Source organism: Nocardia heshunensis, assembly GCF_054782115.1.
On record NZ_BAAGTC010000007.1, the window covers coordinates 553,170 to 567,471 of the forward strand.

Here is a 14,302-nt window from a genome sequence, read left to right on the forward strand (position 1 = left end):
TGCGGCCTCGGCGTTGTCAGCTCGCGTCCCGCGGCCATACCGGATTACCCTCCTGGTATGGCTAGACAGCGTCGCACCCGCAAGATCACCGTGACGATGCCGGAGGAGATAGCCGCCACCCTCGACGATTGGCGCAGTTCCGGTCGCATCGCCTCGATTTCCGGTTTCGTCGCCGAATCCGTCAAGGCCCGTGTCGACCGCGCCGAATCCCTGGCCCGGCTCGAGAACGCGCTCGGCGGGAGGCCACCGTTGGATCTGATCAATCGCGCTCGTGCCGTGCAGGGCTTGCCACCCTTATCCGATGAGGAGGATCCCGGCGACCGCGCCGGCGCGGCATGAGCCCCGCCGCCCCGTCGCTGGGCGGCGTCGTCTTCGACACGGCCGCGCTCACCGCCTGGGCCCACCGCGTGGCCTACGTGCAATCCGTCGTCTGGGCGACCGCCGATGCCGGGCACACCATCATCGTTCCCGCCACCGCCCTCGCCGCGGCCCGCGCGCTGATTCCCCCGGGCCGCCTCGACATTCTCTCGGTGCTGCTGGATCTGCCGAATACGGTCATCCAGCCCCTCGACCGCCCCGCCAGCGACCATCTCGGCGACACCCTGGCCGATCGGCCCGACGCCGACGCGCTCATCCCGGCCGGGCACGCGACTCTCGAAGCGGTGAGCCGGGATTGGCCCTGCCTGACCGACCGGCCCGATACCCTGCGCAAACTGGATCCGCGGGTGCAGACCGACAAGCTGCCCTGAGCAGCTGCGGCACAACAGGTTTCAGGCGCGACCGAGCGCGAGGGTCACATTGTGGCCGCCGAAGCCGAACGAATTGCTCAGCGCGTAGCGCAGTTCCTGATGGCGGGGCTTGTCGGCGACAATATCGAGATCGGTATCCGGGTCCGGGGTCTCGAAATTCAGTGTGGCCGGAACGATCTGCTCATTGAGCGTGCGCAGGGTGAGCATCGCCTCCAATGCGCCCACCGCGCCGATCGAGTGGCCCAGCGCCGACTTGGGCGCGTACACCGAGGCATGTGGGGCGACGGCCATGATCGCCTTGGCTTCCGAAGCGTCCCCGACCTGGGTGCCGGTGGCATGAGCGTTGATGTGATCGATCTCCGCGCCGCTCAATCCGGCGGTGGCCAGGGCCTTGCGCATGGCGCGGGCCGCGCCGTCGCCGTCGGGTGCGGTGCCGGTGATGTGGTAGCCGTCGGAGGTGATGCCCGCACCGAGTACGCGTCCGAGGATTTCGGCACCCCGGGCGCGGGCATGCGCCTCGGATTCCAGCACCAGCAGCGCACCGGCCTCGCCGAAGACGAATCCGTCGCGGTCCTTGTCGAAAGGCCGTGAGGCCCGCTGGGGTTCGTCGTTGCGGGTGCTCATGGCCCTCATCATGGCGAAGCTGGCGATCGGCACCGCGTCGATGTGGCCCTCGACGCCGCCTGCGACCACCACGTCGGCTTCTCCGGTGGTGATCAGCCGCCAGCCGTGCGCGATCGCCTCCGCACCGGACGCGCACGCCGAAACCGGTGCGTAGACACCACCTTTCGCGCCGATCTCGAGTCCCACGGTGGCGGCTGAGCCATTCGGCATGACCATGGGTACCGTCATGGGCGGCACCTTCCGGTACCCGCCCGCCCGCATCACGTCGACCGCGTGCACCAGCGATTCCCCGCCGCCGAGCCCGGTGCCGACCGCCACCGCGAGCCGCTCCGCCTCGACCTCCGGCGTCCCCGCCTCCCGCCAAACCTGCCGCGCCAGCACCAGCGCGAGCTGCTGCACGAACGACATCCGCCGCTGCTCGATGCGCGTCAGCTGCTCCCCCGGCTGCGCGACCAGTCGCCCGCCGATCCGCACGGGCAATTCGTGCTCGGTGACGAAATCGTCTGTCAGCACGCCGATCCCGCTGTCCCCCGCCAGCAGTCGCATCCAGGTGGACTCGAGGTCCGCCCCGAGGCTGGTGGTGGCCGCCATCGCGGTCACCACGACATTCCGCCGAGTTTCTGTACCGATCGCTACACTCATGTCGACATGGATACCTGTAGCACCCGCTACAGTCAACCCGTGCCCCGCCCACTCGACCATGCCCGCCGCGCCCAACTCCTCGAGGGCGTCATCGCCTACATCGCCGAATACGGCCTGGCCGAACTCTCGCTGCGCCCGCTGGCCGAGTATCTGGGCACCAGCTCCCGCATGCTCATCCACTACTTCGGCACCAAGGAGGCAATGCTGATCGCCGCCTTGGAAACCCAGCGCCCCGACATCCCCGCCCTGTTCTCCGGTATCGACTCCGGCGAAGTTCTCCGCGCCCGCCTCTCGGCGTCTTTCGCCATCAACACCGAGGGCAGCTTCGCCACCAGCCTCCCGGTCCTCTTGCAGGTGCTGGGCGCCGCGACAATCCCCGACAGCCCGTTCAAGACCTACGCCACCGAGGCCATCGAAGTCCTCGTCACCGCAATGACGAACTCCCTCACCCGAATAGACCCCACCCTCCCCGACCCCGAAGCCTCCGCCACCCTCCTCATCTCCGGCATGCGCGGCCTCATTCAGGACTGGTGGATCACCAATGACACCACCCGCGTTCACCGCGCCGTGGACCTCCTGATAGCCCAGGCGATCCCGACCCGTCAGCCGCCGAGCTGAGTCCGGATTCCCGTGGCGACCGCTTCGTCCCCGCGGGCGGTCGGATGGAACGGAATGGCATTCGGATCACGCGGATCCTGAAAGTTGTTGAGCCAGGGCTCGTCGGTGCAGAGTCCGTGGCCCGCGGTCGCCGCGCGGGAGTCGAAGAACTCGACGCCCAGCAGCGCTGCGGCCTCCCGCTGGGCCCGGTCGAGGCGATCCATCGCATCGATGGCCGCCTGTCCGCGCGGCTGGACGAATCGCACCACCCCGAAGGCGTTGAAGCACACCGAGTCCTGCCCGGCGGGGAAGAATTCCGGATATCCGACGAGCACGATGCGGGCGTTCGGCGCGTAATACTTGATGTAGGTGATCACACTGCGCAGGCGTTCGGCGTACTTCTGACCGGTCAGTGCATCGGAGTCCGCGAGCCGGTTCTGCGCGGCGGCATCGGTCCCGCACCCACCGATCAGATCGAGCACGCAGTGTTGCAGCGAGTACCACATGGTCGCGTCATTGGTGCCCCACCGGTCGTTCAATCCGAACTGCAAGGCCACCAGCTTGGTTCGCGACCCGAAGGCGCCCGCCTGATCGGCCTGCTGGGCTTCCGTGGCGGCGGTGTAGCTGGGTGGGGTGTCGAGGGATGCGCCCGGACACGACAGGTCGGCATAACTCGGGGTGCCCGCAACGCCCATCAGCGTGCTCAATCGCGTGGGCCACGAGGTGTCACCGTGGCGACATTCGACGGCGTGATCATCGACCATCCAGGCATTGGCGCTGAACGAATCGCCCAGCACCACAAGTTCTTTACCGTCGGCCGGAGCCGCCGCACCCGTTCCGGTCACGCTGATCGAAGCGGCGGCGGCCAGGGTCAATACACTGAAACGAAACGCTTTCATCCTGTGGGGAGTTAAGCACCGTCTTCGCTCGCCCGCTCGATTCCGGTCCCCCCAATTCCTCTCCCCCCGAATTCATGGGCGGTGGAACTCGGCGGCCAACGCGATCAGATCGGGCACATAGGACCCATCCCTGGCGGCACGCAAACGGGCCTCCGACAACGTGAACAGGCCGACTTCGAGAATGGTCTCGCCGTCATCGGGATTGGTGGGCGGACCGGTCAGTTCGACGTCGGCGGTGCACCAGAGCCAGGCCTTGTGGGGATGCGGTTGCCAGGGGCGGTAAGGGGTGGGGTGATCGGTGGTGGCGTAGTGGGCGCCGATCGGATGGATGGGGCCGGTGAGTTCGGCGCCCGCCTCTTCGATGAGTTCGCGGATTACGCAGTCCTCGATGGATTCTCCCGCTTCGCGGGTGCCGCCGGGGAGGAACCAGATGTCGCGGGCGTCGCGGCAGAGCACGATGCGGTCGCCGACGAAGCAGACGACGTGAATATTGGTGACGAGCTCGTCGGGCGGGAGTTCGGTGGAGAATTGGACGTCCAGGCCGCCCCACTCCCAGCGGGCGGGGGCGTGCAGCAGCGGATAGCGGTCGGCGAGCGTCATGCGTCGACGGTAGCGGGAGAGCCGATCCGACGCCCGATCCGACGTTCTAGAACGGGTTTCAGTAGGGTTCTCCCATGGCCTTCGTCATCGACAGAACCGTGGAAATCGACGCACCCGCCGAGCTGGTCTGGCAAGTGCTCACCGATGTGGACAAGTACGGGGAATGGAATCCCTTCTGCTTGGAGTGCGAGACCACCCTCGAACCGGGTTCGCCGATCGACATGAAGGTGCGGCTGGTCGGTCCGAAACCCAAGCAGCAGCGCGAATTCATCCGCACGCACACCCCGGGCGTGGAATTCAGCTACGCCATGAAGCCGGCGCCGCTGGGCCTGCTCAGCAGCGAGCGCTCGCACACCGTGACCGCACTCGACGACGGTCGCACCCGCTACCTGTCGCACTTCCAGCTCAACGGTCCCCTCGCCCCGGTGGTCTCCGGACTGCTGGGCAGCGCGTTGACCACCGGGTTCGAGGGTATGACCAATGCCGTCAAGACGCGGGCCGAGGCCCTGAAGGCCGTGCGCGACTAGCGTTCACGCCTCGAACGGCTGCACATTGCCGGCGGCGTCGCGGTCACCGCTCTCGGTTTCGATGGCGGTGACCAGGTCCTGCACGCTGCTCCAGCTGCGCGGTTCCTCATCCTCCAAATTGCCGATCGTGTACCAGGTGGCGGTGCCGCGATAACGCACCAGCCCGTGCCCCGAATAATCCAGCGTCACATCGAGATCCCCGGAGACCGTTCCCTCTTCCCGGGTCATGACGGCTGTCTCGCTGCGGATTTCGACGATGGCTACTATGTGAAGCCTCCCTTGGTGACGCAATCCTGCACCGCGGTCTGCAGTGCGGCCTGCTCCTTGGTATCGACGTTCAATCCGTACTTTACTTTCACCTGGATGTAGTGCCCGATATAGGCGCACCGGAAATTCCCGGGCGGAATGTAGGTGGACGGATCCTGGTCTCCCTTGGAGCGGTTGGCCGTGGGATCGGAAATCACCAGGTTCAGTGCGTCATTCGCGATGTGCCGCCGGGTGTCGTCATCGAGTTTCGACGCGCCAGAGCGCCAGGCCTCGGCCAATGCCACGATGTGGTCGATGTCGAGGGCGGAGGAATCGGTGGTCCACTTGTAGGGCTTGAGGGCATTGGTCTTCTTGTCCATGACCCCGTACTGGTCGTGCCAGCCGCCATTGCTGCCGACACTCAATTTGCACGAGGCGGGGTCGAGTTTCACCGGTCCGGTGGCGTCGCGCAGCAGCACCACATCGCGGGTGGTGCAGCGGCTGTATTGCGCGAAGGCGTCACCGAATCCGTGTTCGGGTTTCTCGGTGTCCCAGTGCGGGAATCGGTCGCGCGAATAGCCGGTCATCGGTAATTCGTCGGCGACCTTCAGCTTGCCCAGCAGGGCGCTGATCTCCTTCGCCGAGCCCGCCGGTTGGACGGGGCCGGAGGGGGCCGGGGGTCCGTTCGACTCCGGTTTGGTGGTGCCCGTGTGCTTTTCGAGCAGCACGGTCACCACGGCCAGCGCGATCACGAACAGGAGCGAGAGCGCCGCTTTCAGCGCGCGGCGTAGCGCGGGAGACGAACGTAGCTTCTGCAACATATCCCGCAAACCTTGGCAATCGGTGGCCCGAAACAGCAAGCCACAGGAGGGTTTCGGAGACGGGTGTCACACTCCGCTCTTCCATGCTGAGGCGCGGCAAGATCGAAAACAACGACGGTGCAGGCAGTTCCGGCCGAAACCCGGCGCGTCGCGGGTGTCGTATCAGATCTGATGCCACCAGGCTATGAAGAAGGCGACGCCGCCCGCGCACAGTACGACGGCGACCGGCACCGGCCACCACGGGCCGGTGCGGGCCAGCAACCGTTGGGCGAGACGCTGTTCGAGCAGGCCGAGTCCGGCGATCAGCAGCACCCACAGTGGCATCGGCAGCGCGCCCCCGGCGAAATGGACCGCCCAGGCGCCCGCCAATGTCGGCCCGCCCCAGGAGTGTTGATAGTCGTGCGCCGCGATCAGCGGGTAGAAGATGCCGCGCACGGCGGCCATGATCATGAGGAAGGCGGCGAACCAGGCGACCATGGCGACCGCGGCCGCCAGCACCGTGTGGACGGCCGAGCGGACCGGTCCCGGTTCCCGCAGTTCGAACGGCGCGCGAAACATCCGTCGCATGACGCGCGCCCGAACCCCGGTGGGCGCGAAGGCAACCTGCAGCGAGAGCAGCGCGAAGTACGCCGACCGCAGCACCCGCTCGACCTTGCCCATGCCCCCACACTAACCCTGGTCGAGCGTCCGACCCGGTAGCCGACGGGCCCGTGCCGCACCCCGGATACGACTCGGCGCGCCGGGGTAGCCCTGCCCGGCGCGCCGAATTGTGCTGTCTGTCAGCCGTTGTTGAGCTTGTTCAACCGCTCGCAGGACTCCAGGTACTCGGCGATGAGCCGCTGCACCACGTCGGCGGAACGCTCCATCTTGTTCATCATGCCGACGACCTGGCCGACCGGGTTGAAGTTCACGTCCTTGGCCTGCTCCGGGTAGCGGTGACCGCGCTTCACGCCGTCGAGCGCGACCATCATCTGCAGCGGCATGCCCAGCGGCTTCGGGTTCTCCGGCGCTTCCCACGCCTCGGTCCAGTCGTTCTTGAGCATGCGGCAGGGCTTGCCGGTCCACGACCGCGAACGCACGGTGTCGGAGCTGGAGGCGTCGATGTAGGTCTGCATCTGTGCCGGCGGCACATTCGCCTCCTCGACGGTCAGCCACAGCGAACCGGTCCACGCGCCCGCCGCGCCCATGGCCAGCGCGGCGGCGACCTGACGGCCGTTGCCGATGCCACCCGCGGCGAGGGCGGGCATATCGCCGATCGCGTCGATGACCTGCGGCCACAACACCATCGAGGCGATCTCGCCGCAGTGGCCGCCGCCCTCGGTGCCCTGCATGACCACGAAGTCCAGCCCGGCGTTCTTGTGATTGAGCGCGTGCTTGACCGAACCGCACAGCGCGCCGATCAGGCGGCCGGAGTCCTGGATCTCCTTGATCACGTCATCGGGCGGGGTGCCCAGCGCGTTGGCGACCAGCTTGGCCTTGGGGTGCTTCAGGATCACCTGGATCTGCGGGGCGACCGTGGTGGCGGTCCAGCCCAGCAGCTGGTTGTGCTTCTCCTCCGGCGGCAGGTGCGGCACGCCGTGGTCGTTGAGGATCTTCTCCGCGAAGTCGCGGTGCTGCTGCGGAACCAGCTTGGCCAGTTGGGCTTCCAGCTCCTCGGGGCTCAGGCCCTCGACGCCCTTGCCCTCGTACTTGGAGGGAATGACCAGGTCCACGCCGTAGACGCCCTGCACGTGGTCGTCGAGCCACTGCAACTCCACCTCGAGCTGCTCCGCGGTGAAACCGACCGCGCCGAGCACACCCAGACCGCCCGCATTGCTGACCGCGGCGGCCACATCGCGGCAGTGGGTGAAGGCGAAGATGGGCACGTCGATGCCGAGGCGATCACAGATCTCGGTACGCATGTGTGGTGGGCTCCTCTGAACTTTCCGGCACTGGAAACGTTGTGCTCACCACACTAGAACACGTTCTACAAATTGACCAGGGTGTGTATGATTACCGGCGAGTACGGTTTGCGTACATGTTTCAGTTTCCGCAGCGTGTCAGTCTGCGAGCAGGCCGTCGGCCACCAGATCGTCGAACAGCAGCTGATCCACCGGGGGCACGTGCGGGCGATCGGCGTAGGTGAACCAGGCGATCTCTTCGATCTCGCTGCTCACCGCGATCGTGCCGGAGTATTCGGCGGTGTAGCAGGCCATGCGCACGACCGCGTCGGGGATCAGGGCCTCGTAGGTGCCCACGTGCGCGACCGATTCCGGTGCGATCTCGACCGTCAGTTCCTCGCGGATCTCGCGGACGAGGGTCTGTAGATCCGTCTCCGCGCCTTCGCGTTTGCCGCCCGGGATATAGAAGACGTCCTTGCCGCGCGGTCGCGCGCACAGGATCTTGCCGTCCTCGATCCGCACCCACGCCACCGTGTCGATCAGTCGCTGCTCGCGCTCCGTCCGCATTCGCGCAGCCTAGCGGGCCTCAGTCGGCGGGCCGCCACGCCGCGACGAGGTCGAGCAGGCCGGGGAAGCGTGCCTGTAGATCCTCGATGCGGACCTGGCTGCGACGTTCGAGGCCGTACTGGCGCTGGCGGGTGACGCCCGCCTCGCGCAGGGCCTTGAAGTGGTGTGTCAGTGAGGATTTCGGGCGGTCGATGCCGAACCAGCCGCAGGGGTGGTCGTAGGCCTCGGAGTCGAGCAGCAACTTCTGCACGATGAACAGGCGCAGCGGGTCGCTCAGTGCGCCCATGACGGCTTCCAGGCGCAGGTCGTCGATGTCGGGTTCGGGCAGCGGTTCCGGGACGGCGTCGGGTTCCGGCAGGAGCGTGAACTTCGGCGCGGGGTGCACCTTGGTCGACATGTCGGACTCCTCACTGTCAGCACTTGTACGACTTTGATCGTACAGCATGCTATGTTCGACTTCATTCGTACTAGTTCGAGTTAGTTCGAACTATGAGTGGAGGTAGTGGAAGTGGTTGCGACACAATCCCGTCCGGTGGACACGGCCGACCTCGCGAGCCCGTCACGGGTGGCTCCGAAGTGGTGGATTCTGCTGGCGGCATGGCCGGTGACGGCGATCTTCGTGCTCTCGAACGCGGCGACACCGCTGTACGGGCTGTGGCAGCGGGACTTCGGATTCTCGAAGGGCACCATGACGGTCGTCTTCGCGTTCTATATCGTCGGGCTGCTCGGTTCCCTGCTGGTCTCCGGCATCGCGTCGGACCGATTGGGCCGTAAGGCGATCCTGCAGCCCGCGCTCGCGCTGGCGGTGACCGCGTGCCTGATCTTCGCGACCGCGCCGAACGTGATCGCGTTGATGATCGCCCGACTGCTGACCGGCATCGCGGTCGGCGCGGCGGTATCGGCGGGCATGGCGGCCGTGACAGACGTCGCCGGGGCCGAACGCAAGCATCTCGGCGCACTGTTCGCCTCGACCGCCATGGTCTTGGGCGCGGGTGTCGGTCCGCTGCTGTCGGGTGTTCTCTCCGAGACCGCCCCGGCTCCGACGGTGACCGTCTTCGTTGTCGAGATTGCCCTGATCGCAACCGCTTTCATCACGGTCCTGCGCATGCCCGTCACCCGGCCCGCCGACCGCGGTGCCGGATCCTGGATCCGCGTGCCCCGCGTCCCCGCCGAGAACCGTCGGCAACTCCTGCTCGGCATCGCGGTCTTCGCCCCCGGCATCACCGCGACCTCCTTCGTCCTGGCTCTCGGCCCGACCCTGCTCTCCACCCTGCTCGGCACCACCAGCCGAATCATCGCCGGCGCCATGGCCTTCGCCATGTTCCTCACCGCCACCGCCGTCCAGTTCGCCGCCCGCACCCTCCCCCGAGCCGTAACCATGACCGTCTCCGCGACGGCGACCGCCCTCGCCATGACAACCCTGGTGATCGCCGTGTACTCCCACTCCCCGATCCTCCTGATCACCTCGGCCCTCCTAGCCGGAGCAGGCCAGGGCCTAGGCCAACTCGGCGGCCTCTCCCTCCTGAGCGCCACCGTCCCCACCGCCCGCCTCGCAGAAGCCAACGCCGCCTTCAACATCGGCGGCTACATCCCCGCAGGCCTCCTCCCCGTAGCCACCGGCTACCTGAGCGACCTAACCACCCTCGCCACCGCCGCCACCACCTTCGCCACCACCCTCCTCACCCTCGCCTTGATAGCCGCCACCACCATCCGCCGCAACCACACCCACCTAACCCCCGCCTGATCCCCACAATGCACTGGTGCAGCACGCTTCTCGGCGTTCACCTGCGCCAGTGCATTCTCGGTGACCCCGCGACGTTTGCCTGCCGCAACGCATTCTCATCCGGGATGGGCGCACCGGCGGCGCGGAGTGCGGCGGCCGTGCGGGTGAGGAGGGTGAGGCGACGGGAGCGGAGGTGTGCGGCGGAGGCCCGAATCACCGCCCAGCCCATCGCGGCCAGTTCGGCGTGGCGATCAATGTCACGGGCGTACTGGCCGGAATCCGTCCAGTGCTGAGCGCCGTCGTACTCGACGGCCACCTTCCATTCCGGCCAACCCATGTCCAGACGGGCCACGAAGCTGCCGTCGCGGCGCAAGACCGGGATCTGCGTCGCGGGACGCGGAAATCCGGCGGCCACCAGGAGCAGGCGCGTCGCCGTTTCTTGCGGTGACTCGGCTCCAGGATCGACGAAGTCGAGCACCTCCCGAAGTCGGCGACTTCCCCTGGCCCCCGGATGGTCCGCACCGAGCGCGATGATCGCCGCGGTATCCAGCCCGGTTACCCGGCAGAGCGAATCCACCGCTGCGACCGCCCGCCCCACCCCGAGTAGACGCGCCAGGTCATACCCGGTCCGCACTGCCGAGGTCACCTGCACCCCGTCAATCCAGTCGACCTCTTCCGGCCACAGGTCGTACTGGCGCGCAATGATTCCCACAGGCGCTCGGGTGATTCCACGCCTGGCCACCTCGGCGGGTTCATGGGTGAACCACTCGGCCCCGTGCATCACGAGTGCGGAGAATCCAACCAGGACAGCGTCATCCCCGCCCCAATACGCGGCCGCGCGCATACGAGTCTGTGCATCGAATACCGCCCCTTTGCGCAAGTACACGTCCGGGTGCAGCCGCCGATAATCCATCCGCAACTCGTGCCTGCTCACCCTGCCGTCCCGCACCGCCCTGCTCCCGCAGATCAACTCTTCGATCCCCATGCCGCCACTTTCCCCATCCCGCCCGCGTGGCACACCCCGATCGGAAACTCCGCACCCCCGCCAGCCGCGAGAATGCGCTGACGCAGATAGCCTTTCGGCGTTTGTCTGCGTCAGTGCATTCTCGTGGGGCGGTTAGGGGCAGAGGGCGTGGGCTAGGAGGGTGGGGTAGTTCGGGATGTCGGTGGAGTCGGTTAGGGCGAGGGTTATTGCTCGGCCTTCGGGGGTGGCTCCGGAGATGGTGGTGTAGCCCGCTATGCCGCCGGTGTGGCCGAAGTATTTTGCGCCGCAGGAGAGTTGGGTGTAGCCGATGCCTAGGCCGTATTCGAGGGGGTTGGCGGGGGATTCGGGTTGGGTGGCTAGCATGTCGTGAGAGGTGGCGGCGGTGATGATCTTGCCGGAGAGCAGGGCCATGTAGAAGCGGTTGAGGTCGGGGCCGGTGGAGATGAGGCCGCCCGCGCTCCAGGGGATCGAGGGTTCGGAGCGGGTGACGTCGGTGGGGTGGCCGTCGACTGTGGTGTAACCCTGGGGGTGGGGGCCTCGGAAGTCGACTTCGCCAGGGCCGGGGAGGTAGGTGTCGGTGAGACGGTTCGGGGTGGTGATGCGGGCGGCGAGCTCCTCGGAATACGCTCTGCCCGTCACCTTTTCGACCAGCATGCCTGCCACGATGAAGTTGGTGTTGGTGTATTGGAACCGCTGCCCCGGTGGGAACTGCGCCGGATGCCGCAGCGCGATGGCGATCTCCTCGGCGGGAGTGAAGGTGCGATGGTCGGCGGCGGCCTTCACCTCGTCGAGTTCGGGATCCTCCGACAGCTCGGGCAATCCACTGCGATGCTGCAGGATCTGTCGCACGGTGATCGCGCGCCCGTCCACACCGTTGCCGGTGAGCAGGCTCGGCAGGTAGGTGTCGATCGGCTCGTCGAGCCGCACCTTGCCCTCCGACACCAACTGCATGATCATCGCCGCGGCAAAGGTTTTCGAGATGCTGCCGATGCGCACCTGCTGTGCCGGGGACAGGGGAATCGGTGCGCCCGTGGCGCGGTCGGCGACCCCGGCCGTCAGGGTCACCGTCTGCCCGTTCTCGGTGAGAGTCGCGATCACCCCGGTGGTCCCGCCCCGGACCAGGCCGTCGATATCGTCGCGGATCTGCTCGACCCGCTGCGGTGAGACCGCCATCGGCGTCGTGGAAACCGGCTGCGGAGTCGTGCTACTCACCGTTCCGCATCCCGCCGTCCCCGCCACCGCAAGCACCGCCGCCATCAGCCCGATTCGCATACCTCGACGGTAGGGACGACCACCCGTCCGGGACATCCGGACAACCCCTGAGAGCATCCCTGAGAATCCACCCCGACAATCGGTAAGATTCGGTGAGGGGCGGAAATGTTTCCCGTTCAAAGACTTCGGGGGTTCGAGTGACGGACGTACGCCGATCGGGCTGGACCTGGCGGTCCCTGGTCGCCATAGGTGTTTCGGTGCTGCTCCTGCTGGCCAGCGCCACCAGCTACATCATCAACTTCGACCATATCGAGCACTGGAGTCAGTTGTTCGCGGTGGCCACGCTGGCCTCGGTGGCGGTGTTCTCGGTGATGGGCTGGACTCCCCTGCGGCAGCGTGCACGACGGTGATGTCGCCCGATCCGGAGACCGTGATCGCAGTCGGCCGCTGGAGTCCCCGCTATGCCCGGGTACTCGCGGTCGCGGGTAACGGTGCGGTGGCCTTCGCGCTCGTGGACACCAATGGTGACGGTGTGGAAGTCGATATCGACGAGCTGTTCCGCGAAGCGGACGGCCGGTGGGTCCCCGGGATGAGCTCCGGCGCAGGCGGTTCCATCGTGCCCGAGGATCATGACGCCATCTATTTCCTTGGCTGTGGTCAGGACTGGGACGGTCTGCGTTACGCCTACGGTCGTGGAGACCGTCCCGGTGCCGGTCAGGTGTGGGTGCGGGGACAGCGGCTGGATGTCACGGTTGCCGAGAGCGGCTGGTGGGTGTGGGTGCGCCCGATCGGGTGATCAGGCCCAGCACGCCCGCCGCCACCGCGGCCGCCACGATGACGTACCACCCGTGATGGAACGCGTCCAGCGTCGTACCCGGACTCGTCGGTGACCCGAGGGTCGCCACCAGAACCGCCACGCCGACGGCCATTCCGATCTGCCGCGCCATGCTCAGCACCGCCGACCCGGTCGCGAACTGTTGCGGCGGCAGCCCCGCGGTACCCGCCGCGACACCGGTCGGCATGGTCAGCCCGACACCCAGCCCGGTCAGCAGCATCCCGCCCAGCATGCCGCCCGCGTAGTTCGGATGCAGCGTCACCGCCTGTGCCCACCAGGCGATTCCGCCCGCGAACGACAGTCCGCCCAGCGCCAGTACCGGCCCGGCACCGACCCGGGCAATGAGCTTGCCCGCCGACACCGCCACGATCGGCACCAGCAGTGGACCGGGTGCGATCGCCAGCCCCGTCTTCAGCGCCGACCACACCCACACGTTCTGCATCCACAGCACCGCCGACAGCAGCATGCCCGCGAAGGCGATATTGAACAGCAGCGAATTACCGAGCATCAGAGCGAAATTCGGCACCCGCAGCAGGCCGGGATCGACTACCGGGCTGTGGTGGCTGCGTGACGAGACCACGAATGCGATCGCGAAGATCGCCGTCGCGGCGAACGCGCCGATCACCCCCGCCGAGCCCCACCCCCAATCCGGGCCCTTGACCACCGCCAGGATCAGCGATGCCACCGCGCCGATGAGCATGAGCGCGCCGACTCCGTCCGGCAGGGCTCCACCGTGGCCTGCCGGTTTCGGCAGCAGGCGCAGTCCCACCGCGATCGCGATGAGGCCGAGCGGCACGTTCACCAGAAACACCCAACGCCAATCGAATTCGACGAGCACACCGCCGATCACCGGTCCCAGCGCCGCGCCGAGACCACCGAAGGCGACCCAGAGTCGAACCGCGGTCGCGCGTCGTTCGGCAGGCGTGGCCGCCAGCAGCAGCCCCAGCGAGGATGGCGTCAACAGCGCCGCGCCCGCCGCCTGCGCCACCCGGAAGGTCACCAGCGCACCGGTATTCCACGCCACCGCGCACAGCGCCGACCCGAGAACGAAGATGCCGAGCCCGGCTAGGAAGGTGGCCTTGTTCCCATTGCGATCCCCGAGCCGTCCCGCGGGCACCAGCAATGCCGCGAACACGATCGAGTACGCGTTGAGCACCCAGGAGAGCCCCGATATCCGCGCACCGGAGAAGTCCACTGCGATCCGTGGCAGCGCCACATTGACGATGAACAGATCCAGGCTCGACAACAGCACCGCCACCGCGACGATGCCGAGCACCACCCGAGAATCGACGCTCCGCCGTTCTTGCTGTGCGACATCGACACTCATCGCGCTCCCCCGATAGTGCCGCATTCCCGCCAAGTGAGTTGCTTCATAGGACGGACCATAGGGTAGTG

At 67.1% G+C, this 14,302-nt stretch carries 19 protein-coding genes; 7 read left to right on the forward strand and 12 right to left on the reverse strand.

Annotated features, from left to right (window positions below):
• Positions 1 to 57: 57 nt before the first annotated feature.
• Complete coding sequence (locus tag ACYVN4_RS25690) at positions 58 to 339, forward strand: ribbon-helix-helix domain-containing protein (RefSeq protein ID WP_452401919.1); 282 nt, start codon at positions 58 to 60, stop codon at positions 337 to 339.
• Entirely contained in the window at positions 336 to 749 is a 414-nt protein-coding gene (locus ACYVN4_RS25695; RefSeq protein WP_379352077.1) for a hypothetical protein, read from the forward strand. Before ACYVN4_RS25690 ends, ACYVN4_RS25695 begins: the two co-directional genes overlap by 4 nt.
• Before the next feature lie 21 nt (positions 750 to 770).
• Here ACYVN4_RS25695 and ACYVN4_RS25700 read toward each other — a convergent pair whose 3' ends face one another.
• Positions 771 to 2,015 (reverse strand): KasA/KasB family beta-ketoacyl-ACP synthase, encoded by a 1,245-nt coding sequence (locus ACYVN4_RS25700; RefSeq protein ID WP_460724549.1) that lies wholly within the window; start codon positions 2,013 to 2,015, stop codon positions 771 to 773.
• A 39-nt stretch (positions 2,016 to 2,054) separates the two neighbouring features.
• On the opposite strand from ACYVN4_RS25700, the gene ACYVN4_RS25705 reads away from it, so the two are divergent.
• Positions 2,055 to 2,633, forward strand: coding sequence for a TetR/AcrR family transcriptional regulator (locus ACYVN4_RS25705; RefSeq protein WP_460724550.1), 579 nt, complete (start codon positions 2,055 to 2,057; stop codon positions 2,631 to 2,633).
• Here the strand turns inward: ACYVN4_RS25705 and ACYVN4_RS25710 are convergent.
• Positions 2,618 to 3,511: an SGNH/GDSL hydrolase family protein gene (locus ACYVN4_RS25710; RefSeq protein ID WP_460724551.1), complete on the reverse strand. Its 894-nt coding sequence runs from the start codon at positions 3,509 to 3,511 to the stop codon at positions 2,618 to 2,620. The genes ACYVN4_RS25705 and ACYVN4_RS25710 overlap by 16 nt on opposite strands.
• 72 nt (positions 3,512 to 3,583) lie before the next feature.
• The gene (locus tag ACYVN4_RS25715; RefSeq protein ID WP_460724552.1) at positions 3,584 to 4,111 is read right to left on the reverse strand and encodes an NUDIX hydrolase; all 528 of its coding nucleotides are present in this window, start codon (positions 4,109 to 4,111) and stop codon (positions 3,584 to 3,586) included.
• Positions 4,112 to 4,185: 74 nt separating this feature from the next.
• On the opposite strand from ACYVN4_RS25715, the gene ACYVN4_RS25720 reads away from it, so the two are divergent.
• Positions 4,186 to 4,638: an SRPBCC family protein gene (locus tag ACYVN4_RS25720; RefSeq protein WP_460724553.1), complete on the forward strand. Its 453-nt coding sequence runs from the start codon at positions 4,186 to 4,188 to the stop codon at positions 4,636 to 4,638.
• 3 nt (positions 4,639 to 4,641) lie between these two features.
• Here ACYVN4_RS25720 and ACYVN4_RS25725 read toward each other — a convergent pair whose 3' ends face one another.
• The 6 genes from ACYVN4_RS25725 to ACYVN4_RS25750 all read right to left on the reverse strand — a co-directional run bounded on the left by ACYVN4_RS25725 (position 4,642) and on the right by ACYVN4_RS25750 (position 8,549).
• A complete protein-coding gene (locus tag ACYVN4_RS25725) occupies positions 4,642 to 4,866 on the reverse strand; it encodes a hypothetical protein (RefSeq protein ID WP_460724554.1) in 225 nt (74 codons plus the stop codon).
• 35 nt (positions 4,867 to 4,901) lie between these two features.
• A complete protein-coding gene (locus ACYVN4_RS25730; RefSeq protein ID WP_460724555.1) occupies positions 4,902 to 5,705 on the reverse strand; it encodes an HNH endonuclease family protein in 804 nt (267 codons plus the stop codon).
• A 162-nt stretch (positions 5,706 to 5,867) separates the two neighbouring features.
• On the reverse strand, positions 5,868 to 6,365 hold the full coding sequence (locus ACYVN4_RS25735) for a hypothetical protein (protein WP_460724556.1): 498 nt from the start codon (positions 6,363 to 6,365) through the stop codon (positions 5,868 to 5,870).
• Between the two features lie 119 nt (positions 6,366 to 6,484).
• The gene (locus tag ACYVN4_RS25740) at positions 6,485 to 7,606 is read right to left on the reverse strand and encodes an NAD(P)H-dependent flavin oxidoreductase (protein WP_460724557.1); all 1,122 of its coding nucleotides are present in this window, start codon (positions 7,604 to 7,606) and stop codon (positions 6,485 to 6,487) included.
• A 138-nt stretch (positions 7,607 to 7,744) separates the two neighbouring features.
• Complete coding sequence (locus ACYVN4_RS25745) at positions 7,745 to 8,152, reverse strand: NUDIX hydrolase (RefSeq protein WP_460724558.1); 408 nt, start codon at positions 8,150 to 8,152, stop codon at positions 7,745 to 7,747.
• A gap of 19 nt (positions 8,153 to 8,171) precedes the next feature.
• Positions 8,172 to 8,549, reverse strand: coding sequence for an ArsR/SmtB family transcription factor (locus ACYVN4_RS25750; protein WP_460724559.1), 378 nt, complete (start codon positions 8,547 to 8,549; stop codon positions 8,172 to 8,174).
• A gap of 135 nt (positions 8,550 to 8,684) precedes the next feature.
• Here ACYVN4_RS25750 and ACYVN4_RS25755 point away from each other — a divergent pair, with 135 nt between their 5' ends.
• Positions 8,685 to 9,896, forward strand: a complete 1,212-nt coding sequence (locus ACYVN4_RS25755; protein ID WP_460724560.1) for an MFS transporter — start codon at positions 8,685 to 8,687, stop codon at positions 9,894 to 9,896.
• A gap of 37 nt (positions 9,897 to 9,933) precedes the next feature.
• On the opposite strand, the gene ACYVN4_RS25760 is transcribed toward ACYVN4_RS25755, so the two are convergent.
• Positions 9,934 to 10,809: an endonuclease domain-containing protein gene (locus ACYVN4_RS25760; protein ID WP_460724561.1), complete on the reverse strand. Its 876-nt coding sequence runs from the start codon at positions 10,807 to 10,809 to the stop codon at positions 9,934 to 9,936.
• 183 nt (positions 10,810 to 10,992) lie between these two features.
• Positions 10,993 to 12,132 (reverse strand): serine hydrolase domain-containing protein, encoded by a 1,140-nt coding sequence (locus ACYVN4_RS25765; protein WP_460724562.1) that lies wholly within the window; start codon positions 12,130 to 12,132, stop codon positions 10,993 to 10,995.
• Positions 12,133 to 12,269: 137 nt separating this feature from the next.
• Between ACYVN4_RS25765 and ACYVN4_RS25770 the strand changes: the two genes are divergently transcribed.
• Positions 12,270 to 12,482, forward strand: coding sequence for a hypothetical protein (locus ACYVN4_RS25770; protein ID WP_460724563.1), 213 nt, complete (start codon positions 12,270 to 12,272; stop codon positions 12,480 to 12,482).
• Positions 12,479 to 12,868 (forward strand): hypothetical protein, encoded by a 390-nt coding sequence (locus ACYVN4_RS25775; RefSeq protein WP_460724564.1) that lies wholly within the window; start codon positions 12,479 to 12,481, stop codon positions 12,866 to 12,868. Before ACYVN4_RS25770 ends, ACYVN4_RS25775 begins: the two co-directional genes overlap by 4 nt.
• On the opposite strand, the gene ACYVN4_RS25780 is transcribed toward ACYVN4_RS25775, so the two are convergent.
• Complete coding sequence (locus ACYVN4_RS25780) at positions 12,819 to 14,234, reverse strand: MFS transporter (protein WP_460724565.1); 1,416 nt, start codon at positions 14,232 to 14,234, stop codon at positions 12,819 to 12,821. The two genes, ACYVN4_RS25775 and ACYVN4_RS25780, sit on opposite strands and share 50 nt — an antisense overlap.
• Positions 14,235 to 14,302 lie beyond the last annotated feature (68 nt).

What these genes read in the sequence shown, in the direction of transcription:
- ACYVN4_RS25690 (WP_452401919.1), top strand. Translation starts at nt 58, where the DNA reads ATGGCTAGACAGCGTCGCACCCGCAAGATCACCGTGACGATGCCGGAG.
- ACYVN4_RS25695 (WP_379352077.1), top strand. Translation starts at nt 336, where the DNA reads ATGAGCCCCGCCGCCCCGTCGCTGGGCGGCGTCGTCTTCGACACGGCC.
- ACYVN4_RS25700 (WP_460724549.1), bottom strand. Translation starts at nt 2,015, where the DNA reads ATGAGTGTAGCGATCGGTACAGAAACTCGGCGGAATGTCGTGGTGACC.
- ACYVN4_RS25710 (WP_460724551.1), bottom strand. Translation starts at nt 3,511, where the DNA reads ATGAAAGCGTTTCGTTTCAGTGTATTGACCCTGGCCGCCGCCGCTTCG.
- ACYVN4_RS25715 (WP_460724552.1), bottom strand. Translation starts at nt 4,111, where the DNA reads ATGACGCTCGCCGACCGCTATCCGCTGCTGCACGCCCCCGCCCGCTGG.
- ACYVN4_RS25720 (WP_460724553.1), top strand. Translation starts at nt 4,186, where the DNA reads ATGGCCTTCGTCATCGACAGAACCGTGGAAATCGACGCACCCGCCGAG.
- ACYVN4_RS25725 (WP_460724554.1), bottom strand. Translation starts at nt 4,866, where the DNA reads ATGACCCGGGAAGAGGGAACGGTCTCCGGGGATCTCGATGTGACGCTG.
- ACYVN4_RS25730 (WP_460724555.1), bottom strand. Translation starts at nt 5,705, where the DNA reads ATGTTGCAGAAGCTACGTTCGTCTCCCGCGCTACGCCGCGCGCTGAAA.
- ACYVN4_RS25735 (WP_460724556.1), bottom strand. Translation starts at nt 6,365, where the DNA reads ATGGGCAAGGTCGAGCGGGTGCTGCGGTCGGCGTACTTCGCGCTGCTC.
- ACYVN4_RS25740 (WP_460724557.1), bottom strand. Translation starts at nt 7,606, where the DNA reads ATGCGTACCGAGATCTGTGATCGCCTCGGCATCGACGTGCCCATCTTC.
- ACYVN4_RS25745 (WP_460724558.1), bottom strand. Translation starts at nt 8,152, where the DNA reads ATGCGGACGGAGCGCGAGCAGCGACTGATCGACACGGTGGCGTGGGTG.
- ACYVN4_RS25750 (WP_460724559.1), bottom strand. Translation starts at nt 8,549, where the DNA reads ATGTCGACCAAGGTGCACCCCGCGCCGAAGTTCACGCTCCTGCCGGAA.
- ACYVN4_RS25765 (WP_460724562.1), bottom strand. Translation starts at nt 12,132, where the DNA reads ATGCGAATCGGGCTGATGGCGGCGGTGCTTGCGGTGGCGGGGACGGCG.
- ACYVN4_RS25780 (WP_460724565.1), bottom strand. Translation starts at nt 14,234, where the DNA reads ATGAGTGTCGATGTCGCACAGCAAGAACGGCGGAGCGTCGATTCTCGG.